The following is a 25,532-nucleotide window of genomic DNA, read 5'->3' as shown; positions in this document are numbered from 1 at the left end:
GGCTGCTACCGCCAGCGTTGCCAGCCATGACCTGTGAAGGACTATCCATGCAAAATCTGATGATACGGGGCGGCCGGCCCTGGGGTTCCCAGACCGCGGACATCGCCGTACGGGATGGCCGCATTGCCGCCATCGGCGCCGATCTTCCCGCCGCGCCGGGGGACGAAATTGTGGACGCCCGCGGCTGCCTGGTCATACCGGGCCTGGTGGACGCGCATGCCCATATCGACAAGACCCTCTGGGGTACGCCCTGGCATCCGCACCAGGCGGGTCCCACCCTGATGGACAAGATCCAGAACGAGCGGCAGGTGCTGGACTCGCTGGGCCTGGCGCCCGAAGTCCAGAGCGCCCGGCTGCTCAGGCGCCTGATCGCTTGCGGGACCACCCATGTGCGCACCCACGTCGATGTGGGCCCCGACGTCGGGCTGGCGCACCTGCATGGCGTGCAGGCGATGCGCGACAGGCATCGCGACTGGATCGATATTGACTTTGTGGCGTTCCCGCAGACGGGCGTGATGATCCGGCCGGGCACGCTCGAGCTGCTGGAGCAGGCCGTGCGTGATGGCGCGGAGGTGATCGGCGGACTCGATCCCGTGGGTGTCGACCGCGACCCCAAGGGCCAGCTGGACGGGATCTTCGCCATTGCCGGCCGGCACGGTTGTGGGGTCGACATTCACCTGCATGACCGCGGCGACCTGGGCGCGGTGACCATCGAAATGATTGCCGAGCGCACCCGCAGCCTGGGCCTGGCCGGCAAGGTGGCGATCAGCCACGCGTTCTGCCTGGGCGGGGTCGAGCCTGCGCGCCTGGAGTCCCTCATCGCGCTGCTGCTGGACAACGACATCGCGATCATGACCCACGCACCGTCGGGCCCGACACCCTTCCCGCCGATACGCCTGCTGCACGAGCGCGGGGTGCGGCTGTTCACCGGGTCGGATGGCATTCGCGATACCTGGAGTCCACTGAACAACGGCGACATGCTGGAGCGCGCCTACCTGCTGGCCTACCGCAGCGGCTTCCGTGACGATGCCGGTATTGAAATCGCCCTGCGCATGGCGACTTACGGCGGCGCACAGGTGATGGGCGTCGAACACTATGGCCTGGCGGTGGGCTCGGCTGCCGACCTGGTGCTGGTCGAAGCCGAAACCGCCGCCGAGGCCGTCGCCTTTCATCCGGCGCGCCGGCTGGTGCTCAAGCGCGGCCGCGTGGTCGCCCGTGATGGGCGGTCCCTGCTGCCTGAAGTTGCGTGAACTTGCATGAACCTGCATGAGGCGACAACCTGCGTTCCACCCATATGCCCTGAAATTTCCTGAAAGGTTTTCCGTGTCCGATCTTTTTACTTCCAGACGCCGTGCCCTGTGCCACGTCCTGACCCGCGCCAGCGCGCTGGCAATCCTGGCCGTCATTCCGGCCCTGAGCGGCCTGTCCCACGCGCAGGAATGGCCCGGCAAGCGGCCCATCACCCTGGTGGTGGGGTTCCCCGCTGGGGGCAGCGCCGACATGATTGCGCGCACCATCGCCGAGCCGCTGGGCAAGCGCCTGGGCACACCGGTCGTGATTGAGAACGTCAGCGGTGCGGGCGGCACCATCGCCGGCCAGAAGGTGGTGAATGCCGCACCCGACGGCTACACCCTGTTCATGGCCTCGGGCAGCGAAGTGTCGATTGCCCGGCTGTTCAATCCGGCGGTCAAATACAACGGGGAAACCGACTTCACCCATATCGGGCTGATTGGCGATGTGCCCCTGGTGCTGGTGGCCAGCCCCAAATCCGGGCTCAGGAGCGCGCCGGAAGCGCTGCTCAAGGCCCAGCGGGAGCCGGGTGCGCTGAGCTATGCCTCCTCCGGCGTGGGTACCGTGCTGCATGTGGCCGGCGAGCTGCTGAACCAGAAGGCGGGAACCAAAATTACCCATGTGCCTTACCGCGGCGCGGCGCAAATGGCCGTCGACGTGGCGGGCGGCAACATCGAACTGGCTTTTTTCATGACACCCACGGCCTTGCCCCACATCGAGGCCGGCAAGATGGTGGCGCTGGGCGTCACGACCCCGGGCCGCTCCCGGGCTGCGCCGCAAATCCCGTCGCTGTCGGAAACCCCGGCGCTCAAGGGCTTTGACATCAGCCTGTGGAACGGCCTGTTCGGTCCGGCCAAAATGCCGCCGGCCATCACCGCCCGCCTGAACCGCGAGCTGAACGAGGTCTTGCGCGAGCCGGCGGTCTGGCAAAAACTGCAGAAGGCCGGCGTCGAAACCCAGGGCGGCACGCCCCAGGCGTTGACGCAGCGTATCCGCGACGAGGTCAAGCGAGTCCAGAGCATTGCGCCTGCCGCGATGAAGACCGGCGGTTAAGGGTGAAGCCGGGGAGTGGGAAGTGGAAAGTGGAAAGTGGAAAGTGGGGGCGCCGGCCGCTTGACTGATCAGGCGGTCACGCTCCTGGTGCCGCACACCAGGGCGTCTTCCGCGTTACCCGCGATGGCCCGCTCGTTTTTTGCCTGCGCCACTTCCATGTCGCGCGGCAGCACCACGCCGTTTTTCACGGCCAGCACTTCAGCCATCACACTGACGGCAATTTCCGGCGGGGTTTTGCTGCCGATGTAAATGCCGATGGGGCCGCGCAGCCGGGCCAGCGTGGCTTCGGTCTGGCCGAAGTGCTCGATCATGCGCTGGTGCCGTGCTTCGTTGTTGCGCCGTGAACCGATGGCGCCAACATAAAACGCATCGGTGCCCAAAGCCTCGAGCAACGCCAGGTCATCAAGCTTGGGGTCGTGCGTGAGCGCGATCACGCAGCTGCGCCGGTCCGGCTTGAAGGCGAGGACCACATCGTCCGGCATGTCGCTGAGCACCTTGGCGCCCGCTACCGACCACGCGCTGCGGTATTCTTCGCGCGGATCGCAGACGGTGACGGCAAAGCCGCTGAACAGGGCCATGGTGGCGAGGTATTCGGTCAGCTGGCCGGCGCCAATCAGCAGCATGCGGTATTCGGGGCCGAAGGTGTTGACGAGTTCCGTGGCCGAGACGCTGAGCGCTGCAGGTGCTGTGGCCTGCGCCAGCGTCACCGCGCCATTGCTCAGGCGCACGCTGCGCTGCATCAGCTGCCCGGTTTCCAGCCCTTCGACCAGCTGGGCCAGCTGGCTGGCGTCGGGGTCGTACTCCAGCACCAGCTCCAGCGTGCCGCCGCAGGGCAGGCCAAAACGGTGGGCCTCGTCGGCGGTGATGCCGTATTTGACAAAAGCGGGCGGACCCGACGGGATCTGCTGGCTGCCAGCACCAGCACCAGCGCCGTCGGGCTGAGCGGCCGCCGACGCATAGGCGCGTGTGTACTGGTAAATCAGGTCGTCTTCAATGCAGCCGCCGGAGACCGAGCCGACCACCGAGCCGTCTTCACACAGCGCCATGATGGAGCCCACCGGCCGCGGCGACGAGCCCCAGGTGCGCACCACCGTGGCCAGCAAGGCGCGTTTGCCCGCCGTTCGCCAGTCGCGCAGCGTGCGCAACACCATGACATCGAGGTTTTCCATACTTCACCCTTTTTTCAGCCTGCTTCGGGTCACCGGCGCGGCGAGCCCGTACTACTCCGTCAGAACGCATAGACGGCGTTCACGCCGACCAGCCAGTTGCGACCCGGCGCCGGCTCGAAGAAGCGCCCGTTGCCCTCATTGACGATCACCGAGCCGGCGTATTGGCGGTCAGTCAGATTGTCAACCCGGATGAATTCCCTGACTGACCAGCGGTCCAATTTCTGCGTCAGCGACACCCGCAGGTTCACCGTGCTGGCGCGGGGCGCCGTGTCGGTGTTCCTGTCATCCACATAGATCTTGCCGACATGGCGCCATTCCAGTGCGGTTTCCAGGCCCCAGGGGCTGTGCTGCCAGGCCAGCTCAGCGAAAAGGCTGGCGTGCGGAATACCGGGAATGCGGTTGCCACTGGCCACCAGGGTGTTGGGCGTGGTGCAGGGCGCGGCGACACAAGTCAAAAAGCCGTTGCCGTACCGGGCATCCAGGTAAGTGGCGGCCAGGTAGGTGGACCAGCCCTTGCCCCAGCGCCCGGACAGCGCGGCCTCAATGCCGTCGCGCTGTGTGGTTCCCGCGTTCTGGAATGTGCTGCGGCCACCGGCGTTACTCAACACCACGATCTCGTTGGCCGTGCGGGCCCGGAAATAGGCGGCGTTCAGGCGCCACTGCGGCATGAATTCGGTTTTGGCGCCGATTTCCCATTGCCGGCTGGTCGCGCTCTGCAAGGCCAAATTCGGGCCTGTTCCGCCACTGGCACGGTAGGCCAGCTCGTTGAGCGTCGGCGTTTCAAAGCCCCGCCCCGCTGTGGCATACAGGTTGGTGGCATCGGTCACGTGGTACACGACGCCCAGCACGGGTGTGCTGGCCTGGTAGCTGACCGAGCCGCTGTCGTCGCCATTGCCGGGCACGATGTATTTGTCCCGAAAGTCAAACGACACCCGTGAGTGGCGCAAGCCCGCTGAGACGCTCCAGCGTTCAGCAGCCACCCACTGGGCCTGCACATATTGGTCAAAGCTGCGCACGGTGTTGGCCTCGTCGCGCCGCAGCGCGCCCAGCACGCCGAGCGTGCTCCCCACAAAGTTCTGAAAGCCACGCCGCGCCTCCCTGGCCTGGTCGGTGGACAGGCCCGCCGTCAGCGTCAGGGGCTTGCCCAGCAGGCGGGTCTTGTTGATCCAGCGGGCATCCAGCCCGTGGTAGCGGCGGCGCAAGTCGATCACCCCTCCTGGATGCGTTGCCGGTGCCTGGGTGCCCACGGGAATCGCCTGAAACTGCTGCGTCTCGCGCTCGCCGGTGTAGGCAGTGAGCTGCAGCGACTGGCCCGCGCTCAGGCGATGCTCCAGCACGGCACCGCCCTGCAGTTGATCGACCGACTTGCGGGTGTTGAAGGTGTAGGCATTGGGCGTGGCCTGGCGCGGGTTGGCCTGCATTTCTTCGCGCGTCAGCCCGAGCGGGTCCTGGACATCGGGCATTTTCATGCTGTTCAAAACGAAGGTCAGGCGGGTATCGTCGTGGACGGTGGCCTTCACCTTACCGTTAAAACCCGTGCGACTTGCCGCACTGTGGTCGCGGTAGCCGTCGGTGCTGAAGCGCGCGGCACTCAGGTTGTATTGCACCGCGCCCTGGCTGCCGCTCAATTTGGCGCCGGTGCGCTGCTCGCCATCACTGCCCCAGGCGCTGGAGATGTCGGCCACCGTTTGCGGCCCGCCGTCGGCGGTAAAAATGCTGATGACACCGCCGGAGGAGTTACCGTAAAGCGCCGAGTACGGACCGCGTAAAACCTCGATGCGCGATGCGGAAGCCAGGTCGAAGTGCGACACCTGACCCTGCCCGTCTGGGCCGCTGGCCGGGATGCCGTCGGCGTAGAGCCGCAGGCCGCGCACGCCAAAAGTCGAGCGCGCGCCAAACCCCCGCGAAGAGATCTGGATGTCTTGCGCATAGTTCTGGCGGTTCTGCGCCACCAGGCCGGGAACGCGCACCATCGTTTCGGACAGGTTGACCTGCAACTGCCCGTTCTGAATCGTGGTGGCGTCGATGACGTCGACCGAGGCGGGGCTATCGAACGCCGACTGCTCGACGCCGCGCGTCACGGTCACCACCACCGGACGCAGGGTGCGCACGGCCGGTTCCGGAGCGGCGGCCTGGCTCCACGCTTGCGCGGGCAGCCCCAGCATAGCCAGCCAGGCCAATGCCTGGCTGTTGGCCTGAAGCCGGTGCCGCCCGAACGGCTGGCCGCTCACGATGGATGGGCTCTTCACATCGTCTTTCAGCAGCGCTTGTGCCAACAGCCGCGTCCATCACATCGGGTTTTCAGGAGGAGTTTCACACTGCGCCTGCGCCCCTAATACATCAACAAGAACACGACCAGGGCCCCCACCACGGCACCGCCGACCCAGAGCCACACCGGCACGCCCGCAGGGTGCGCCCGACTCACCGGCTCGGCATCCACATCGCCCATCACCATCTTGGCCGCATAACTTTCAGGGTGCTGGCGTTGCATTTCTTCGTCAAAACGCTTGAAGAAGTCTTCCGCCATTGATTTGGCCGCGCCGTCGATGAGCCGCTGTCCGAGCTGCGCAATCTTGCCGCCTACGGTGGCGTTGACCGTGTACGACAGCTCGCAACCATCGGCGTCCGGCGTCAGCGCGACCGCAGCGCTCCCCTTGCCAAAACCGGCCGGGCCGCCTTGTCCTTCAAACGACAGCCGGTAGCTGGCCGGCGGGGTGATGTCGCTCAGCGTGATCTTGCCGGAGAATTTGGCCGATACCGGGCCGATCTTCAGCGCCATGCCGATGGCGTACTGGTTCTCGCCGGAGGCTTCCACCTTGTCGCAACCCGGTATGCAGGTTTTGAGCACGGCCGGGTCGTTCAGCGCATCCCACGCTTGTTGCTGGGTCACGGCCAGTTGACGGCTTCCTTGCATGTCCATGGGGAGATTCTTTCAGGTTTTTTTGGTTTTTCAGGTTTTCATCAGGGCGGCCAGGCTGGTCGCCAATTCTTCGAGCTTGCTCAGATTGTGTACTGCCAGCATGCCATGCGCATGGGCATGCAGCACGGCCGCGCCGCGGGCCAGCGGCGCGTAGCCTTCAAAGCGCAGCAAGGGGTTGAGCCAGAGCAGGCGGCGGCTGCGCCGGCGCAGCCAGGCGAGCTCTTTCGCCAGATCGGCCGGCTCGCCGGTGTCCAGCCCGTCGGTGATGACCAGCACCATGGTGCGCCGGCCCACCAGTCGGCGCGCATGCCGTTCGCGCAGGCTGGCCAGCGACGCGCCCAGTTGCGTGCCGCCGGCAAAGTCTTCGATCGCCAGACTGGCATGCGCCAGCATCTCGTCGGTATCGGCCTGGCGAAACGCCGGGGTCAAATCGGTCAGGTGCATGCCGAAGGCAAATACGTCGCGGTGCGGATGGCGGCGCGTGGCCGCGTGCAAAAAGGCCAGCAGCAAACGCGCATAACGCTCCATCGAGCCCGACACATCGACCAGCACCAGCAAGGGTAGGGCCTGCTCGCGCCGCTGCAGCCGCGGCAGGTGCATGAGTTCGCCGCCCGTGCGCGCGGCCTGGTGCATCACGCCCGGCCAGTGAATGCGTGCGCCCGATGCGGCGGGGCGGCTGCGGCGCGAGGCAAACATGGGCAAGGGCAATTTGATGTCGCGCGCCAGCCGCTCGACCAGGCGGTACTCGGTGGCGGACAGGGCGTTGAAGTCGGCATGCTGCAGGCGCTCAATGTCGCTGGCGGTCATGGCCGCATCGAACTCCACCTTCTGGTCTTCGGCGCGGGGCTGGGCCTGCTGGCCAAAGGTCCTTTGCGGCGACAGCGCCTCGCGCACGCGGGGCCGGCGCTTGCTCGCTTCGGCCTTGCCTTCGGCACTGGGAAGCAATTGCGCCAGCAGCTTGTTGGCGACTTTCGGATCCTGGAAGTACACATCGAACAGCTCGCGAAACACCAGACGGTCCTGCTCGCGGCTGACCATGACCGCTTCAAAGGCGGCACTGAGGTCTTCCCTGTCGGCAACACCGACCGCCAGCGCGGCCTCCTTGGCCAGTGCAATGCGCTGGCTGTCAATTTTCACGCCGGCCCGGCGCAACGCCCGGCCAAAGCCGGCGATGTTGTCGGCCAGCTTGCCGGCCCTGGCGTCGCCTAGCAGCACGGGGGAGCCCTCACCCTAACCCTCTCCCAGAGGGAGAGGGAATGAAGAACTGGCCGGCTCCCTTGCCAGCGTGCGGAAGGTCGTGGGGTGAACCAGCGGAAGAGGGAATGAAGAACTGACTTGCTCCCTCTCCCTCTGGGAGAGGGCTGGGGTGAGGGCTCGCCCCCGAATACCTGATCTGTCCTGAGTTGTCGAAGGACGGCGAGTGCGCATCATCCCGCCACCTCCTCCGGCTTGAGCAACTCAACTGCCATCCCATGCGTCAGCGCCGCCACGTCTTCACGCTGCTTGAACAGGATGCCTGCCGTATCGGCCACCACTTCGGGGTCAACCACCAGTGTGTCGAGCGCGACCAGCGCCCTGGCCCACTCCACGCTCTCGGCAATGCCCGGCGCACGCTGGAAGGCATTGCCAAACGGCGAGCGGCGCAGCCGGTCGACAAAGCCGGCGACCTGCGCCGACAGCTGCTCACTGGCCTCGGGTACCTGGGCCCGCACAATCGCGAGTTCGCGTTCGCGGTCCGGGTAGTCGAGCCAGTGGTACAGGCAGCGCCGCTTGACGGCGTCGTGGAGTTCGCGCGTGCGGTTGCTGGTGAGGATGGTGACGGGCGTCACCTCGGCGCGCACCGTGCCGATCTCCGGAATGCTGACCTGGTACTCGCCCAGGTATTCCAGCAAAAAGGCTTCGAAGGGTTCATCGGCCCGGTCCACTTCGTCGATCAGCAGCACCGCGCCCGGCGGGGGCGTTTGCAGCGCCTGCAGCAGCGGGCGCCGGATCAGGTAGCGGTCCTGGTAGACCTCGCGCTCCACATCGGCGGCGTTGCCGTGGCCTTCCACGGCCCGCATGTGCAGCAACTGGGCCGCATAGTTCCATTCGTACAGGGCTTCGCGCTGCTCCAGCCCGTCGTAGCACTGCAGGCGTATCAGTTGCCGCTGCAGCGCCACGGCCAGCGCCTTGGCCAGCTCGGTCTTGCCGACGCCGGGCTCGCCTTCCAGCAGCAGCGGACGCTGCAGCCTGAGGGCCAGAAAGACCGCTGTCGCCAGCCGGCGGTCGGCAAAGTAGCCGGCGCCCTGCAGCGCCTGCATCAGCGCATCAATGCTTGGGAATGGTGTCATCGAAATCGGCCTGCCGGTTTTCTTCCGTTCGCGTTGAGCTTGTCGAAACGCTCTCTATTCTCTATACCAATCAGCATCTGGGGAAAGGCTTCGCACTTCGACAAGCTCAGTACAAGCCAAGCTCAGCCCGAACGGATTTAAACGGATTGTGCAGAAATTCCCCGCCTTGCTTGCTTGGTTTTTTGGTTAGCCCAGCGCCTTCGCCACACCACGCTGCGCCTGCACGCTGATCAGGTTGGCGCGGTACGCCGCTGTGGCGTGGATGTCGCTGTTGAGGTCTGTCGCGTCAATCTTGACGGCCGCGGCCGCTTCGGGCGTAAAGCTTTTGCTCAAGGCATCTTCCAGGCCGGCATGGCGGAACACGCCGTTGGCTGCCCCGGTGATGGCCACGCGCACACCGGCATCAAACTGCGCAATGAACACGCCGACCAGCGCAAAGCGCGAGGCCGGCTGCTTGAACTTCATGTAGGCCGCACGTTTGGGGATGGGAAAACTGATCGCCGTGATCAGCTCGCCCTCGTTGAGCGCGGTCGCGAACATGCCGAGGAAGAAATCGTCGGCGGCAATCTTGCGCGCCGTCGTGTGAATGGTTGCGCCCAGCGCCAGCACCGCGCTGGGGTAGCAGGCGGCCGGATCGTTGTTGGCCACCGAGCCGCCGAGCGTGCCCATCGCACGCACCTGGCGGTCACCGATGTGGGCTGCCATGTCCGCCAGCGCGGGCAAGGCCGCTTTCAGCTCGGCGTTGTCGGCGACATCGGCGTGGCGCGTCATCGCACCGATCACAAAAGCATTGCCGTCGCGCTTGATGCCGGCAAGTTCCTTGATGCCGCTCAGGTCGGCCAGTTGCTCCGGGCTGGACAGGCGCATCTTCATCGACGCGAGCAGGGTCTGGCCACCGGCCAGCGGCTTGGCGCCGGCAGCGGCGAGCTTCGCGGCGTCAGCCAGGGTGGCGGGGCGCTCCAGGGTGAATGCATACATGGTGGTTGCTCCTTGGAAGGGGTCAGTGTTTGGCGGCCTGGATAGCTTCCCAGACACGGCCGGGCGATGCGGGCATGTCGAAGTCGGTCACGCCCAGCGGCTTGAGCGCATCGAGCACGGCGTTGATCACCGCCGGCGGTGACCCGATGGCGCCCGCCTCGCCACAGCCCTTGGCGCCGAGCGGGTTGTGGCTGCACGGCGTGCACAGCGTGGCCAGGGTGAAGTTGGGCATGTCGTCGGCACGCGGCATCGCGTAGTCCATCAGGGAGCCGGTCAGCAGCTGGCCGGATTCCTGGTCGTACACGCAGTTTTCCATCAGCGCCTGGCCAATGCCCTGCACCAGCCCCCCTTGCACCTGGCCTTCGACAATCATCGGGTTGATGATGTTGCCGAAGTCGTCCACCGCGGTGAAACGGTCCACCCGCACTTCGCCGGTGGCGGGGTCGACCTCGACCTCGCAGATGTAGGTGCCGGCCGGGAAGGTGAAGTTGGTCGGGTCGTAGAACGCCGTCTCGTTGAGGCCGGGCTCCAGCTTGTCGAGCGGGTAGTTGTGCGGCACATAGGCCGTCAGCGCCACCTGGCCGAAGGTCACCTTCTTGTCGGTGCCCTTGATGGTGAACTCCCCGTTGGCGAACTCCACATCGGCGTCGCTGGCTTCCATCAGGTGGGCGGCGATTTTCTTGGCCTTGGCCTCGATCTTGTCCAGCGCCTTCATGATGGCCGTGCCGCCAACCGCCAGCGAGCGCGAGCCGTAGGTGCCCATGCCGAAAGGCACACGCCCGGTGTCGCCATGCACCACGTCCACCTGTTCGACCGAAATGCCCAGACGGGCGGCCACCACCTGGGAGAACGTGGTTTCATGGCCTTGGCCGTGGCTGTGCGAGCCGGTGAACACGGTCACGCTGCCGGTGGGGTGAACCCGCACCTCGCCGCACTCGAACAGGCCGGCGCGGGCACCGAGGGCGCCGGCGATGTTGCTGGGCGCCAGGCCGCAAGCTTCGATGTAGCTCGAGTAGCCCATGCCGCGTAGTTTGCCCTTCGCTTCGGTTGCGGTTCTGCGCTGGGCAAAACCGGCCACGTCGGCCAGCTCGTTGGCGCGTTCCAGCAAGGCGCGGAAGTCGCCCACGTCGTATTGCAGCGCCACCGGCGTCTGGTAGGGGAACTGCGTCACCATGTTGCGCCGGCGAATTTCATCCTGCGCCAGGCCCAGTTCCCAGCCGGCGCGCGTGACCAGCCGCTCCAGCAGATAGGTCGCTTCGGGCCGGCCGGCGCCGCGGTAGGCGTCCACCGGTGTCGTGTTGGTGAACCAGGCATCGACCTCGACATAAATCTGCGGCGTGGTGTACTGGCCGGCCAGCAGCGTGGCATACAAAATGGTCGGGATGGCCGGCGCAAAGGTCGACAGGTAGGCGCCCATGTTGGCGTCGGTGTGCACGCGCAGCGCGAGGAATTTGCCGTCCTTGTCGAGCGCCATTTCGGCATGGCTGGAATGGTCCCGGCCATGGGCGTCGCTGACAAAGGCTTCGCTGCGGTCGGCCGTCCACTTGATGTTGCGGTTGAGCTTTTTCGAGGCCCAGGTCAGGCACACATCTTCGGCGTAGAGGTAAATCTTGGAGCCGAAGCCGCCGCCGACATCGGGTGCAATGACGCGCACCTTGTGCTCCGGCAGGCCCATCACAAACGCGGTGAGCAGCAGGCGCTCCACGTGCGGGTTCTGGTTGGCCACGTACAGCGTGTATTCATCGGTCGCCCGGCTGTAGGAGCCAATCACGGCGCGCGGCTCCATCGCGTTGGGCACCAGGCGGTTGTTGATCAGGTCGAGTCTGGTCACATGCGCCGCCCCGGCAAAAGCCGCGTCAACCTGCGCCTTGTCGCCTATCGCCCATTTGTAGCAGTGGTTGTCGGGTGCGGCCTCGTGCAGCGCCGTGGCTTTCGCGGCATCCGTGACCTTGACCACGGCGCTCAGCACGTCGTAGTCCACCTCGACCAGCTCGGCGGCATTTTTGGCCTGCTCCAGCGTTTCGGCCACCACCATGGCGACATGGTCGCCGACATAACGCACCTTGCCCTGCGCCAGGATGGGGTGCGGCGGCTCCTTCATCGGGGTGCCGTCGATGCTGGTAATCAGCCAGCCGCAGGGCAGGCCGTTGATCTTGTCGGCCGCGACGTCCTCGCCGACAAACACGCCCAGCACGCCCGGCGCGGCCTTGGCCTGCGCCGTACTGATGCTCCTGATCCGGGCATGCGCATGCGGGGAGCGCACAAACACTGCATAGCTCTGGTTGGCCAGCGTGATGTCATCGGTGTACTGGCCGCCACCCGTGAGAAAGCGGTAGTCTTCCTTGCGGCGAACGGACGTGCCAATCGTCGGCAGGTTGATGAAGTCGGATGCACCCATGTTGTGTACTCCCTGGGAAAGATGGCTAACTTGGTGTGGCGCTGGCCCGCGCAGGTGGGGCGTTTCAACGTGTCAAAAATTCCGGCGGCGTGAACGGGACACCTCGCCGCGTCAGGTCTTCAGGCCGTCATCGCCACCGCGCCTTGCTGCACGGCCTTGACGATGTTCTGGTAGCCGGTGCAGCGGCAGATATTGCCTTCCAGCAGCTCGCGGATTTCGGCTTCCGTGGCCTGGGGGTGGTGCGTGCACAGGTCCACGGCGTTCATCACCATGCCGGTGGTGCAAAAACCGCATTGCAGGCCGTGGCACTCCTTGAAGGCGGCCTGCATCGGATGCATCGTGCCATCTGCCTTGGCCAGGCCTTCGATGGTGGTGATCTCGGCGCCAGCCGCCTGGGCCGCCAGGATGTTGCAGGACTTGACGGCCCGCCCGTTCATGATGACGGTGCAGGCGCCGCATTGGGCGGTGTCGCAGCCCACATGGGTTCCGGTGAGCTTGAGATGTTCCCGCAACACCTGCACCAACAGGGTGTTGGGCGGGGCCTCAATGCTGGACGATTTCCCGTTGACTGTGAGTTGAACTTGCATGGGCGAGTCTCCTGTTGGCTTGGGGCTGAGGGCTCATTGTTGGATCACTGACGACGGACATCCCTAGGTTAAACCCTAGCATGCGTGCCAGGTCCTGGTGAAATTCTCAAATTGGAACAATACGTGTCAGGCTGCAAGGCGAGGCCATGTTTTCGGGATTTCCGGGGGCAGAACGGAACCCCCGTCCGAGCCGCAGGCCAATGCCGCTGGACCTGCCGTGGAGTGGCAGCGGGCGATGGCCTGGAAGCGGCCTGAAATCAATCGCCGGCTGCGGCCATCCGTGAGGGGCCGCAGCCGGTTTTATCACCCCAATTTCATCATTCAGCCGTGGTGGCGAAGTGAAATGCGAGCGGGTTCAAAACAGGTTCAAATCCGGTTCAAATCCGGTTCAGTCAGCGTACACGCCCGCCTTCTTGATCACCGGGCTCCATTTGTTGATCTCGGCTTCCAGGTGGCTCTTCAGGGCGGCCGGGGTCATCTTGTCCTCGGGCACGATGTCCGAGCTCAGGTCGGCCAGGCGCTGCTTGACCGCGGGGTCCCGCATGGCGGCGCGCAGTGCGGCGTTGATCTTGTCGAGCACCGGTGCCGGCGTGCCCTTGGGTGCATACATGCCATGCCACACCTTGACCTCAAAGCCCTTGAGGCCCTGCTCGTCCAGCGTGGGCACATTCGGCAGCGCCGACAGGCGCTTGAGCGAGGTCACGCCGAAGACCTTGACGCGGCCGTCCTTGATCATCGGCACGGTTTGCGTCGTCTGGTCGCACAGCAGGTCCACCTGGCCGCCCAGCAGGTCGTTGATGGCAGGGCCGGTGCCCTTGTAGGGAATGGTGTTGAGGTCCACGCCGATCTGGCTCATGAACAACAGGCCGCACAGGTGCGACACGGCGCCCAGGCCGGCATTGGCCAGCGAGACCTTTTCCTTGTTGGTCTTCACGTAGGCCAGCAGCTCATTGAGGTTGTTGGCGGGAAAGTCCTTGCGCGCCAGCAGCGTCATCGGCACATCCGCCACCTGGCCGATGTACTCGAAGTCTTTCAGCGGATCGAAGCTGAGCTTTTTGTACAGCGCCGGCGCGGTGGCCATGCCCATGTGGTGGATAAAGAGGGTGTAGCCATTGGGGGTGGCGCGCGCCACCCTGGTGGCCGCAATCGTGCCGCCGGCGCCGACCGTGTTTTCAACGATCACCGTCTGGCCCAGGGACTTGCCCATGGGAATGGCGATCATGCGGGCCAGCACGTCGGTCGGGCCACCGGCCGCGAACGGCACCACCAGGGTGACGGGTTTGTCGGGGAAGGCCTGGCTGAAGGCCAGCGCGTGGACGGACAGCGCCAGCGCTGCCGTACAAGCCGCCAGCACGGTTTTGACGGTGTTGAGTTTGATCATGGTGTGTCTTCCTTGCTGTAAATGCTGTAAATGGTTGCTGCCGGGCCGGCTGGCGGGAGCGGGGGCGCTGCCACCCTGTGATCTCATCTTGGGCGCTGAGGTCAGGCAGCGCAATCGGAGAAACCCCTTGCCTGATCCTTTGCTTGAGACGGCCCGCCGGTTCACCGGTTCATGCGGCTCATGGATTCCCGGGTGCCTGCGCCAGCAGCTGCCGGGCCCGCCGCACTACCGGGGCGTCGACCATCCGGCCATCCAGCACGAACACCCCGCCGCGCTCGCTGTCGTTGCCTTCAATGACGCGGCGCGCCCAGTCCAGTTCGGCCGCGCTGGGCGCCAGCGCCGCATTGACCGGGGCCACCTGGGCAGGATGAATGCACAGCTTGGCGCCAAAGCCGCCGCGCCGGCTGCGGGCTGCGGTGGCCTGCAGCGCCGCGAGGTCGCCGATGTCGGGGGTGACGCCATCGACCGGCGCCGGCAGCCCGGCGCGGCGCGACGCCAGCACCAGGGCCAGGCGTACCGACACCAGCTCGGCCTCGTCCGGTTCGCAGGCCAGCCCCAGGTCGGCCTGAAAGTCGAGGTTGCCAAACGCCAGCCGGACGACCTGCGGGCTGTGCGCCAGCGCATCCGCGGCCGCCAGCCCGGCAGCCGACTCCACTATCGGCAGCAGGCCGCATGCCGGGCCGACCGCAGCGGCCACTTGTGCCAGGTCTGCTGCAGATTCGGCCTTGGGCACCATCACGGCGGCCAAGCCCTGCGCGGCCAGCCGGCCCACCAGTGCAAGGTCGCCGGCATGCCAGGGCGTGCTGCCGGCGTTGATGCGCACCAGCAGGCGCGCGCGTTCCGCCGCGCCCAGGCCCGCGAACACCTGCGCCAGCTGATCGCGGGCGGCTGCCTTGGCATCCGGCGGCACGGCGTCTTCCAGGTCCACAATCACCGCGCCGGCGCCGCTGGCCAGCGCCTTGGCAATGCGCTCCGGCCGGTTGGCGGGCACAAAAAGCAGGGCGTGGGCGCGCGCCACTGCGGGTGCGATAGCGGGCGCGGGGGCCGGGCCGGTTGTCATGCCAGACCTCCGAGCAGCGGCCCCAGCCGCGGACTCCGCGCCACGGCCCACAGGCCATCGATGGCCGTTTGCATGTCGGCAGGCGCGGCGGCTCCGCTGTAAGCCGCCAGCCGCAAGGCCTTGGCGGTGATCTCCTCGCGGCTGAGGGTGTTGCCGGGGTCGCCCTTGGGGTCATCGACGCGGCCCTGCAGTACCCGGCCATCGGTCGTGGTCACCGTGACCTTGCCAATCCAGCGCTGCGGGTAGGCGCTGTCCACTTCGGCGTCCAGCACCATGGTCACACGGTCGCGCAGGCTTTGCGTGGCGGCGTCGTGGAAGTGCTGGTCGAATTCAGCCAGTCCGGCGTGGCTGAAGCGCGCCACCAGTGCCAGCACCGTGCCCATGGAAAATTTGCTTTGGTGCACGGTAGCGGGATGCGTCACCGACCCGAGGACGTCAAGGGCGCCCTGGTGCACGTGGGTGACCACGCTGGCCAGGTCGTCGGGCTGGAGGTGGTGGGTTTGCATCACCTGCAGCAGCGCGTCGGCGGCCGGGTGCGTGTGGCGGCAGGAGGCGTGGTACTTGAACGAGGTTTCGGCTGTGGCCCAGCGGGTGCCGAGACCCGCGGTGAGCCGGGCAGGATCGGCATCGCTCGACATGCCGGCCGCCATGCCCTGCGGGCCTTCGAAGATCTGCGCCGCGCCGGTGAATCCGCCCTGCGCCAGGTAGGCCGACATCAGCCCCGCCGCGGCAGCGTGCGCGGTGTGCAGCTGCTTGGAGTCGGCCGCGGTGCGCAGGAACTCCCACAGGCCGGCCGACTGCGTGCCGGCCGAACCGAAGGCGTGCTGCATCTGCTGCGCCGTGAGCCCGAGCAGATGGCCCGCCGCGGCGGCGGCCGCCAGCGTGCCGGCCGTGCCGGTTGTGTGAAATACCTTGTAATGCGAGCGGCCCAGAAACTCGCCCACCCGAATCCCGACCTCGTAGCCTGCGACCGATGCCGTCAGCAGCTGCCGGCCGCTGGCGCCCAGCGCCTGGGCCACCGCCAGCGCCGCCGGGAACACCACCGTGGCGGGGTGAAACACCGAGCCATTGTGGACATCGTCCTGCTCAGCCACGTGCGAGGCGGCCGCGTTGACCATGGCCGCCAGGTAGGGGCTGGTGCAGCTGCGGTTGATCAGCACTTCGGAGGCGCCGGCGGGCAGCGTATTGCCGCTGCGCATTGGCGGCGGCCCCATCTGCCCGGCAAAGCGCGCGATGGTCTCCACCGGGCGCGCGCCCTTTCCGGCAAGCGCCGAGCCGAACCAGTCGACCAGCAGGTCTTCGGCCTTGCGCACCACCGGCGCGGGAATGGCCTCGAAAGTCAGACAGGCGGCAAAAGCGGCCAGTTGGGCGGTGGGGGAACTCATCGGGTCATCCTTGTGAATGAGTGAGTGAAATTGGCACAAGGCCGATAGGCTTAAAGGGTTAAACAGCCTGGGCCGCGTGCAGTTCGGCAATGGCGGCCTCGTCGCGGCCCAGCTCGCGCAGGATAGCGTCGGTGTGCTGGCCCACGGCGGGGATGGCGTCCATGCGGTAGTCGAAGCTGCTGATGCGGCCCGGCGGCAGCAGTGCCGGGATCATGCCGGCCGGCGAGTCCACATCCTGCCAGCGCTCGCGCGCCTTGAGTTGCGGGTGCGCCCAGACCTCCGCCATGCTGTTCATGCGGGCATTGGCAATCTGCGCTACATCCAGCCGGGCCACGACCTGGGCGGTGCCGAGCTCGGCAAAGACGGCCAGGATGATGGCCTTGAGCGCATCGCGGTTTTCGTTGCGGCGGGCGTTGCTGTCAAAGCGCGGGTCGGTGGCCAGCGCGGCGTTCTGCAGCACGACCTCGCAAAACACTTTCCATTCGCGCTCGTTCTGCAGGCCCAGCATCACCGTGCCGCCGTCCCCGGCCTGGAAAGGGCCATAGGGGTAGATGCTGGCATGTGAGGCGGCGGTGCGCGGCGGCGGCGGGGCGCCCTCAAACGCGTAGTACAGCGGGTAACCCATCCATTCGGCCAGCGATTCGAGCATGGACACGTCGATGTGCGAGCCCTTGCCGGTCCCGCCAGGTTTATCGCGCTGCAGCAGCGCCGCCAGCACGCTGGTGTAGGCGTACATGCCGGCGGCGATGTCGGCCATCGAGTTGCCGGCCTTGGAGGGCTCCTCGGCCGTGCCGGTGATCGACAGCAGGCCGGCCTCGCTCTGGATCAGCAGGTCGTAGGCCTTCTTGTCGCGGTAAGGGCCGTCTTCGCCGTAGCCCGAGATGTCGCAGACGATCAGGCCGGGATGGTTCTGGCTGAGCGCTTCATAGCCCAGCCCCATGCGCGCGGTGGCGCCGGGCGCGAGGTTTTGCACCAGCACGTCGGCCTTGACCAGCAATGCCTTCAGCACGGCCAGCGCTTCGGGTTGCTTCAGGTCCAGCGTGAGGCTTTCCTTGGAGCGGTTGGTCCAGACAAAGTGCGAGGCCTGGCCGCGCACGCGCTGGTCATAGGCGCGTGCAAAGTCGCCCACGCCGGGGCGCTCGATCTTGATCACGCGGGCGCCGAGGTCGGCCAGCTGGCGGGTGCAGAACGGCGCGGCGATCGCGTGTTCGAGGGAAACGACAGTGATGCCGTCAAGCGGTCGGGTCATGGAGGCCTCCGGAAATCAGAAGGAGCGGGGCAGGCCCAGCAGGTGCTCGGCCACGTAGCTCAGGATCAGGTTGGTCGAGATCGGCGCGACCTGGTACAGGCGGGTCTCGCGGAACTTGCGCTCCACGTCGTATTCGTTGGCAAATCCGAAACCGCCGTGGAACTGGATGCAGGCATTGGCCGCCTCCCAGCTCGCCTTGGCCGCCAGGTACTTGGCCATGTTCGCCTCCGCGCCGCAGGGCTGGCCGGCATCGAACAGCGCACAGGCCTTGTAGCGCATCAGGTTGGCGGCCTCGACCTCGATGTAGGCCTCGGCAATCGGGAACTGCACGCCCTGGTTCTGCCCGATCGGGCGGCCGAACACCACGCGCTCGCCCACATATTTGGTGACCCGGTCGAGGAACCAGTAGCCGTCGCCGATGCACTCGGCGGCGATCAGCGTGCGCTCGGCATTCAGTCCGTCCAGGATGTACTTGAAGCCCAGCCCTTCCTGGCCGATCAGGTTCTCTTCGGGGATTTCCAGGTTCTCGAAAAACAGCTCGTTGGTCTCGTGGTTCACCATGTTGGGAATCGGCCGCACCGTCATGCCGGATTTCTCGGCCTGGCGCAGGTCGACCATGAAGATCGACATGCCCTCGGATTTTTTCTTGACCTCGGCCAGCGCTGTGGTGCGCGCCAGCAGGATCATCCAGTCGGAGTGCTGCACGCGCGAGATCCAGACCTTTTGGCCATTGATGACGTAGCGGTCGCCCTTCTTGATGGCGGTGGTCTTGATCTTGGTGGTGTCGGTGCCGGTGCTGGGCTCGGTCACGCCCATCGACTGCAACCGCCATTCGCCGCTGGCGATCTTGGGCAGGTACAGCTCCTTTTGCGCGGTGGAGCCGTGGCGCAGCAGCGTGCCCATGTTGTACATCTGGCCGTGGCAGGCGCCGGAATTGCCGCCGGAGCGGTTGATCTCTTCCATGATCACCGAGGCCTCGGCCAGGCCCAGGCCGGAGCCGCCATATTCGGCGGGGATCAGCGCGGCCAGCCAGCCGGCCTTGGTCAGCGCATCGACAAAGGCCTCGGGGTAGGCGCGCTGTTCGTCGATCTTGCGGTGGTATTCATCCGGGAACTCGGCGCACAGTGCGCGCACGGCATCGCGGATGTCCTGGTATTGGTCGGTGGCGGTCTTGATCATGGCGGTCGTAGGGTGTTTGGTTGGAGGGCTGTTCAGGCGAGTTCGGCGGTGCCCTGCATGGTGAGCCAGCCTTCGTGGTCGGCGGCCCAGAGCTTCACGGTTTTGCCATCGGCCGATGGCTGGCCATGCAGGCGGAACGGATGCAGGTCAAAGGTGGGCCGCACCGCCTTGAAGGCAAAGCTTTTCACAAAGGCATCCGGCACATGGCGGCGCACCAGGTCCACCAGCAGTGTTGCAATCAGCGGGCCGTGCACGATCAGGCCGGGGTAGCCCTCGACTTCGGTCACATAGCGGCGGTCGTAATGGATGCGGTGGCCGTTGAAGGTCAGCGCCGAGTAGCGGAACAGCAGCACGTCGTCGGGCACGATCTCGCGCTGCCAGGCGGCGCCCTGTTCCGCGGCGGCGGGTGGCGGCACCGGGTCACCGGGCAGCGGGTTGGCGCGGTAGACGATGTCGTGCTCCTCGGTCAGCGCCAGGCCGTGGGTGTTGTGCAGCTCATGCTTGACCAGCACGAACAGCAGGTCGCCGGTGCGGCCGGCCTTGTGTGTCACGGACTCGATGCGTGAGACGCGCCGGGCCGCGTCGTCCACCACCAGCGGGTTGCCCGGCTGCCAGTTGAGGCGGCCGCCGGCCCACATGCGGCGCGGCAGCGGCACCGGCGGCAGGAAACCGCCGCGCTTCGCATGGCCGTCCGGGCCGATCTCGCTCTGGCGATGCTGCGGCAAAAAATACAGCCAGTGCCACAGCGGGGGCAACGCCGTGCCGGGCACGGGCGGTGCATCGTCGCGGTCCAGCGTGGCCGAGAGCGCGCGGACCGGCGCGGCGGTGATGTCGTCGGCCAGGGTTTCGGTCTTGCCGACCCAGCCTTGCAGGTGGGCGAGGGTGGCGGCGTCGAGGGTGCGGATGTCAGTGCTCATGATCGCTTCAGTGTGAGATGGGAGTTCAGGGTTTCGAGTTCATCGTTCAGTGTTCATCGCCCGGTGGACAGGACAGGACAAGCGGGTCAATCGACCGAGGCGCCGGAGGACTTTACGATGCGCGCCCATTTGGCGATGTCGTCGTTGAGCAGCGCGGCGAACTGCTCCGGCGTCACCGGCCGCTCGGGCGGGCCCGCCAGTTCGACGCCCTGTTGCTCCAGCTTGTCGCGCAGGTCTTTGGCGGCCAGCGCTTTGGCCATGCCGTCCTGCAGCCGGGCCAGCACGTCCGGCGGCACGCCGGCGGGGGCGAACAGGCCGATCCACAGCGTGCCGTTGTAGCCGGGCACGGTTTCGGCAATGGTCGGCACATCGGGCAGCACCGGCGAGCGGTTGGCGCCGCTGACCGCCAGTGCGCGCAGCTTGCCCGCCTTGATGTGCGACAGCGCGGATGGCAGGCTGGCAAACAGCATGGGCAGCTGTCCGCCCAGCACGTCGTTCAGCGCCGGAGCCACGCCCTTGTAGGGCACATGCTGCAGGTTGATGCCGGCCATGCTGCCCAGCATTTCACCGAGCAGGTGGTTCAGCGTGCCGTTGCCGGCCGAGGCGTACTGGTACTGGCCCGGCTTGCCCTTGGCCAGCGCGGCCAGCTCGGCGACCGACTTCGCCGGAAAAGAAGGGTGCACCAGCAGCACATTGGGCACGGCGCCAATCAGGCTGACGGGTTTGAAATCCTTGACCGGATCGAAACCGGCATTTTTGTAGAGCGCCGGATTGATGGCCTGGCTGCTGCTGATGGTCATGAGCAGGGTGTAGCCGTCTTTCGGCGCCTTGGCCGCCGCCTGGGTGCCGATGTTCCCGCCAGCGCCGGGGCGATTCTCGACGACGGCCGAAGTGTTCAGCACCTCGCCGAGCTTCTGGCTCACCAGCCGGCCCACGATGTCGTTGGTGCCGCCGGCGGCCTGGGGCACGATCATGACGATGGGGCGGTTCGGGTAGGCGGACTGGGCAAGCACCGGCGTTACTGCCGTCAAGGCGCCCAACAGGGCGGCTGTAAAAATCCGGCGACCCAATTCCCTGCCCGGGGCAAGACTGCGCATACGGTTGTCTCCTGTAAGTCCTCCTATGGTCGCCGCACCCGCTAGCGGATGCAATCACTCATTTTCAAACCAGGGCTTCAGGTTTTCGGAAGGGTGGCGGTGCATCACGTCACATTGACCAAGCGTTCGGCATGGTCTTTCGGCTTGAGGTGCCAGGGGCTGAAAGGGGCGTGGCGCCCGACCAGGATTGACCTCACCGGCCGACGGGACTCGCGTGATCGGGCTGTCGCGGACGCCGGGGAGATCCGTCCCGGCCAGATGGCATGGCTGATGATTTCAGCCGTTGCCGTTGCCGTCTGCCGTCAGGCGATCACATCGACCACATCAATTACCGAGCCGTCGCGATACTCGACCACCGCCGCGGGGCGCCCGGTTTTTTCAACAGGCGAGCGCGCGACCGCCTGGCGTGCTGCGCTGTCCCTCAACGCTTCAATGCTGACCACCGACAGGCCGTGGGCGATGAGGCGCTCCTTGAGTTCGCCCGCCCGGGGGTTGACCGCGATCCCGTACTCGGTCACCAGTACATCGATGGACTCGCCTGGCGTGCTCACGGTATTGACACGGTCCACCACTTTGGAATTGCCGCCAGCGGCCAGGCGCGTGGTGACGATGGCGAGTTTGGCGCCGGCCGCCGTGTCGCTGTGTCCGCCGGAGCCGCCCAGGATCAGCCCACCGGAGCCCGTGGTGACGTTGACGTTGAAGTCCAGGTCGATCTCGGCGGCGCCCAGGATCACGCTGTCGAGCTGATTCACGACGGCGCCCCGGTTGTGCGGATTCGCATACATCGATGCGGACATCATCTGATGGGCGGGATGGCGCCGGAAGGACTCCACCGCGCGAAGATCGAAGCACTGGACATCGAACAAGGTGCGAAACAAACCGGCTTCGAACATGTCGACCAGGTAGCCGGTGATGCCGCCCGAAGCAAAACTGCCCCTGACCTTGTGCTCATGCATGAGCGTTGTGAGGTAGGCCGCGACCGCCAGCGAGATGCCACCCGCGCCGGTCTGGAACGAAAATCCTTCGGTCAACAGGCCGGAGGCCTGGATCACATCTGCGGCCGTGCGGGCAATCTGCAGGCCGACCGGGTCCGACGTCATCCGGGTCGAGCCGGACACAATGCCCTGCGCATCACCGATGCTGTCCAGTGCGACGACAAAATCAACCTGGTCCTGGGTGATGTGGATCGGGCAAGCGGGGTAGGGCACCAGGTGATCGGTCAGCGCCACCACCGCGTCTGCATATTGCACGTCAACCATGGGATAACCGAGGGTGCCGCAGGCCGACCTGCCCTCGGTCCCATTGAGGTTTCCGCAGGTGTCGGCGGTCGGGGCGGCGACGAAGGCCACATCAATATGCAGATCGCCGCACTCGATGGCGCGGGCGCGCCCGCCATGTGTGTACATGACAGCCGGACGGGCCAGTGCGCCGCGTGCGATGGCCTCTCCCACCGGCCCTGCGATGTAGGTGGCGCTGATGCCCGAGATCACGCCGCTGCGCATGTGCTCAACCAGGGGCGCGTGCACCGGAAACAGCGAACTGGCCGCGATCTTGATGTTCGACAGGCCCATCCGGGCAATCTCGGCGACGACCTGGTTGAGCACACCGTCGCCGTTGCGCAGGTGGTGATGAAAAGAGATGGTCGCACCGTCCTTCAGGCCGCAGGCCTGAACCGCGGCGCGGATGCTGGGCAACACCTTGCTGGCACCGGGAACGGCACAGCGCACTTTCACAGGCGCACGGGTGATGACCTCCGGCAGCCAGGCGGCGCCCCGAAACGGGCGAATGTCGCCGTACCCGATCAGGGACGCTGGCACCTCTCTATGGAGCGCATTTTTCATGGCTTGGAGCGGTTCGGAGCGGTTCGGAGTAGGGAGGTCATGGGCGCGTAGCCTTGCCGGATCAGAACACCACGACGTCGCGCAGCGCGTGCCCGCTGGCAAGCCGGTCGAAGCCGCTGTTGATAGCCTCCAGGGTCAGCTGCTGCCCCATCAAGCGGTCGATGGGCAGCTTGCCGCGCAGGTACATGTCGACGTAACGCGGAATGTCCCGCACCGGCACGCTTGAACCGATATAGCTGCCGCGCAGGGTTCGCTCCTCGGCAACCAGAGACACCGGCGCGAGTTCAAACCGGTGCGCCGGATTGGGCAGCCCGGCAGTGATCGTCGAGCCGCCGCGACGCGTGATGCGGTAGGCCAGTTCCAGCGCCTTGACCGACCCTGCCATCTCGAACGCATAGTCCACGCCGCCTTTCGTCAGGTCGCGCACCGCCTCGACGGCATTGGCGCTCCCGGCATTGACTGCCGCCGTGGCGCCGAGTTCGCGGGCCAATTGCAGCTTGTCATCGTTCAGGTCGATTGCCACCACTTCCCGGGCACCGGACGCCACCGCGGCGAGCAGCGCATTCAGGCCCACGCCGCCGAGGCCGAGCACGGCTACACTGCTGCCGGCCTGTACGCGTGCGGTGTTGATCACGGCGCCGACGCCGGTCAGCACCGCACAACCGAACAGTGCCGCTTCGGCGTAGCTGATATCGGCCTCCAGCTTGACGCAGGAGCGCCGGCTCACCACCGCGTACTCGGCAAAACAGGACACGCCGGTGTGATGGTTGAGCCGCGTTTCACCGATGCGCAAGCGACGCTCGCCAGACAACAGCGTGCCGGCCGTGTTGGCTACCGCGCCTGGCTCGCACAAGGCGGGCCGGCCCTCGGCGCACGGCACGCAGCCGCCGCAACTGGGTACGAACACCAGGACGACGCGGTCGCCTGGGGCGAGGTCGCGCACGTCGGGCGCCACGGAGACCACTTCGCCTGCCGATTCATGGCCCAGCACCATGGGCGTCGGTCGTGGCCGATCGCCGGAGATCACCGAGAGGTCGGAGTGGCACAGACCCGCCGCGCCAATGCGTACCAGCACCTCGCCCGGGCCGGGCGGATCCAGCTCCACGTCCTGCACGCGCAGGGGCCGGCGTTGAGCGTAGGGCGCTGGTGCGCCGATGGCCTCCAGGACTGCTGCACGGATTTTCATGGTCAGGCTCCAGCTTCATAAACAATGATGAGAAATGATGGAAGGCGAGCGCCACGCCTGGGGGGAGGCGCCGCCAGGGCCGATCTCACTTGAAATCGACGGTCTTCAACCGGTCACTTTGCAGCAGGGAAGGTTTCAGGGTCTTCACCCACTCGGGCGAGTTCTGCCCAACCGGCGTGGTCACCATGTCCGCCGGAACGATCATCATCTTGTCCATCACGGCAAACGGATACTGCGGCACGCGCTTGGTGACGCCGAGCAACTGATCCTCCAGCCCCTGACCATCGGCCCGCATGCGGACCGGGTGACCGAAAGCGCGGAATTCGATGGTGCGCATCGCATCAGCCACCTGCTCGGTGCTTGGCCATTTTCCGCCGTTGGCCTGGATGGCCTTTTCATAGCCGGCTTTCAGGCCGTAAAGTGCCTGGGCCATGTGATAGGCCGGGTAAATCGGGTAGGCACTGGTCTTGGCCCGAAACTTCTCGACAAAGGCCTTGTGCTTGGGGTCGTCCTTGGTGTCAGGGTGGAGAAAGTAGTGGTCACCGCGAGCGCCGGCAATCACGCCTGCGGGCACCGTCGCTCCGAGGCGCTCCAGCGAACTTTCGAGCAAGGGCAGCACGAAAACCGGGCCTTGGCCGAGCAAACCGCGTTGTGCCGACTGCCGCACGAAAGTATCCAGATCGCCGCCCCATGACGTCGACAGGATCACATCGGGTTTCAGGGCCTGCAGGCGGCTGATTTCAGTCGAAAAATCAGGTGCGCCAAGTTTGGGAAACATCTCGGCCACGACCCTGACGCCAGGCTTCATGGCCTTGAGTGTGCTGAGGAAGATCTCCCACGAATCACGACCCCAGGCATAGTCCTGGTTGACCACCGCAATGGTCGAGAAGTTGGGGTGCGTCTTCAGCAGGTACAGAACCGTCGCAACCATCTCGGTGGTCGCGTTGGCCTGCGTCCGCACCACGTACTTGTAGCGCCGCGACTCGAGCAGCTTTTCGGTGCCGCAGTCCCAGGCGATATTGAGCACCTTCAGGTCTTCGGCCACCGGCGCGACGATGTTGCAGTTGCCGCTGGAGATGGCCGACAGCATGGTACGCACGCCCTGCTCCTGCACGACCCGGCGGTATTCCGTCAGCATCTTGTCCGCACCCGTGCCTTCATCGATATAAGTGGCGGACACCTTGACACCACCGACGCCACCCTGGGCGTTCATCTCATCGATGAGCAGTTCGGCTGCGGCTTTGGCTGGTACGCCGAACACGGATGCCGGACCCGACATGAATGTCGTGATACCGATCTTCAGTTCTGCCGGTTTGTCCTGGGCCCATGCGGCCCCGCACGCCAAGGCGAGCGCGCCAGCGATTTTTAGTAGCTTCAGCATCTTCATTTATGTCTCCTGGTGGTTTTTTGGTGTGTGGTTTGTCGGCGATCCGGATAAAACGTCCGGTCGTTCTCAATCGGCATAGACGCCGGTGTTTTTGATAATCGGCCCCCAGCGGGCGAACGGGGAAA

20 protein-coding genes are annotated in these 25,532 nt (G+C 66.0%); 2 read left to right on the top strand and 18 right to left on the bottom strand.

The window, feature by feature from the left end:
• The first annotated feature begins 47 nt into the window (after nt 1-47).
• Together AC1DUB_RS11655 and AC1DUB_RS11650 are read left to right on the top strand one after the other, a co-directional pair.
• A complete protein-coding gene (locus AC1DUB_RS11655; RefSeq protein WP_477718964.1) occupies nt 48-1,250 on the top strand; it encodes an amidohydrolase family protein in 1,203 nt (400 codons plus the stop codon).
• A gap of 73 nt (nt 1,251-1,323) precedes the next feature.
• Nucleotides 1,324-2,343: a Bug family tripartite tricarboxylate transporter substrate binding protein gene (locus AC1DUB_RS11650; protein ID WP_477718965.1), complete on the top strand. Its 1,020-nt coding sequence runs from the start codon at nt 1,324-1,326 to the stop codon at nt 2,341-2,343.
• 68 nt (nt 2,344-2,411) lie between these two features.
• On the opposite strand, the gene AC1DUB_RS11645 is transcribed toward AC1DUB_RS11650, so the two are convergent.
• From AC1DUB_RS11645 to AC1DUB_RS11560, 18 genes are all read right to left on the bottom strand, one after another.
• The gene (locus tag AC1DUB_RS11645) at nt 2,412-3,512 is read right to left on the bottom strand and encodes an XdhC family protein (RefSeq protein ID WP_477718966.1); all 1,101 of its coding nucleotides are present in this window, start codon (nt 3,510-3,512) and stop codon (nt 2,412-2,414) included.
• A gap of 59 nt (nt 3,513-3,571) precedes the next feature.
• On the bottom strand, nt 3,572-5,677 hold the full coding sequence (locus AC1DUB_RS11640) for a TonB-dependent receptor family protein (protein WP_477719052.1): 2,106 nt from the start codon (nt 5,675-5,677) through the stop codon (nt 3,572-3,574).
• A 167-nt stretch (nt 5,678-5,844) separates the two neighbouring features.
• The gene (locus tag AC1DUB_RS11635; protein ID WP_477718967.1) at nt 5,845-6,432 is read right to left on the bottom strand and encodes an SRPBCC family protein; all 588 of its coding nucleotides are present in this window, start codon (nt 6,430-6,432) and stop codon (nt 5,845-5,847) included.
• 30 nt (nt 6,433-6,462) lie between these two features.
• A complete protein-coding gene (locus AC1DUB_RS11630; protein WP_477718968.1) occupies nt 6,463-7,647 on the bottom strand; it encodes a vWA domain-containing protein in 1,185 nt (394 codons plus the stop codon).
• Between the two features lie 212 nt (nt 7,648-7,859).
• A complete protein-coding gene (locus tag AC1DUB_RS11625) occupies nt 7,860-8,762 on the bottom strand; it encodes an AAA family ATPase (RefSeq protein ID WP_477718969.1) in 903 nt (300 codons plus the stop codon).
• 186 nt (nt 8,763-8,948) lie between these two features.
• The gene (locus tag AC1DUB_RS11620) at nt 8,949-9,740 is read right to left on the bottom strand and encodes an FAD binding domain-containing protein (RefSeq protein WP_477718970.1); all 792 of its coding nucleotides are present in this window, start codon (nt 9,738-9,740) and stop codon (nt 8,949-8,951) included.
• A gap of 22 nt (nt 9,741-9,762) precedes the next feature.
• Entirely contained in the window at nt 9,763-12,138 is a 2,376-nt protein-coding gene (locus AC1DUB_RS11615; protein ID WP_477718971.1) for a xanthine dehydrogenase family protein molybdopterin-binding subunit, read from the bottom strand.
• A gap of 119 nt (nt 12,139-12,257) precedes the next feature.
• Nucleotides 12,258-12,725: a (2Fe-2S)-binding protein gene (locus AC1DUB_RS11610; RefSeq protein WP_477718972.1), complete on the bottom strand. Its 468-nt coding sequence runs from the start codon at nt 12,723-12,725 to the stop codon at nt 12,258-12,260.
• A gap of 388 nt (nt 12,726-13,113) precedes the next feature.
• A complete protein-coding gene (locus tag AC1DUB_RS11605) occupies nt 13,114-14,106 on the bottom strand; it encodes a tripartite tricarboxylate transporter substrate binding protein BugD (protein ID WP_477718973.1) in 993 nt (330 codons plus the stop codon).
• A gap of 178 nt (nt 14,107-14,284) precedes the next feature.
• Entirely contained in the window at nt 14,285-15,166 is an 882-nt protein-coding gene (locus tag AC1DUB_RS11600; RefSeq protein ID WP_477729636.1) for an HpcH/HpaI aldolase/citrate lyase family protein, read from the bottom strand.
• Nucleotides 15,163-16,551, bottom strand: coding sequence for an MmgE/PrpD family protein (locus tag AC1DUB_RS11595; protein WP_477729635.1), 1,389 nt, complete (start codon nt 16,549-16,551; stop codon nt 15,163-15,165). Before AC1DUB_RS11595 ends, AC1DUB_RS11600 begins: the two co-directional genes overlap by 4 nt.
• 58 nt (nt 16,552-16,609) lie before the next feature.
• Nucleotides 16,610-17,800, bottom strand: a complete 1,191-nt coding sequence (locus AC1DUB_RS11590; protein ID WP_477729634.1) for a CaiB/BaiF CoA transferase family protein — start codon at nt 17,798-17,800, stop codon at nt 16,610-16,612.
• Nucleotides 17,801-17,815: 15 nt separating this feature from the next.
• Entirely contained in the window at nt 17,816-18,979 is a 1,164-nt protein-coding gene (locus tag AC1DUB_RS11585) for an acyl-CoA dehydrogenase family protein (RefSeq protein WP_477729633.1), read from the bottom strand.
• Between the two features lie 32 nt (nt 18,980-19,011).
• The gene (locus tag AC1DUB_RS11580) at nt 19,012-19,896 is read right to left on the bottom strand and encodes an HTD2 family dehydratase (protein WP_477729632.1); all 885 of its coding nucleotides are present in this window, start codon (nt 19,894-19,896) and stop codon (nt 19,012-19,014) included.
• 86 nt (nt 19,897-19,982) lie between these two features.
• Nucleotides 19,983-20,993 carry a Bug family tripartite tricarboxylate transporter substrate binding protein gene (locus AC1DUB_RS11575; RefSeq protein WP_477729631.1) on the bottom strand — a complete coding sequence of 337 codons (1,011 nt, stop codon included), beginning with the start codon at nt 20,991-20,993 and terminating at the stop codon, nt 19,983-19,985.
• Nucleotides 20,994-21,295: 302 nt separating this feature from the next.
• Complete coding sequence (gene citF / locus AC1DUB_RS11570) at nt 21,296-22,834, bottom strand: citrate lyase subunit alpha (RefSeq protein ID WP_477729630.1); 1,539 nt, start codon at nt 22,832-22,834, stop codon at nt 21,296-21,298.
• Between the two features lie 61 nt (nt 22,835-22,895).
• Nucleotides 22,896-24,020 carry a zinc-dependent alcohol dehydrogenase family protein gene (locus AC1DUB_RS11565; RefSeq protein WP_477729629.1) on the bottom strand — a complete coding sequence of 375 codons (1,125 nt, stop codon included), beginning with the start codon at nt 24,018-24,020 and terminating at the stop codon, nt 22,896-22,898.
• Between the two features lie 85 nt (nt 24,021-24,105).
• Nucleotides 24,106-25,407: an ABC transporter substrate-binding protein gene (locus AC1DUB_RS11560; protein ID WP_477729628.1), complete on the bottom strand. Its 1,302-nt coding sequence runs from the start codon at nt 25,405-25,407 to the stop codon at nt 24,106-24,108.
• Nucleotides 25,408-25,532: the final 125 nt, after the last annotated feature.

The organism is Polaromonas sp. P4_F9 (genome assembly GCF_056401235.1).
This window is presented reverse-complemented; position numbering and strand designations above follow the sequence as displayed.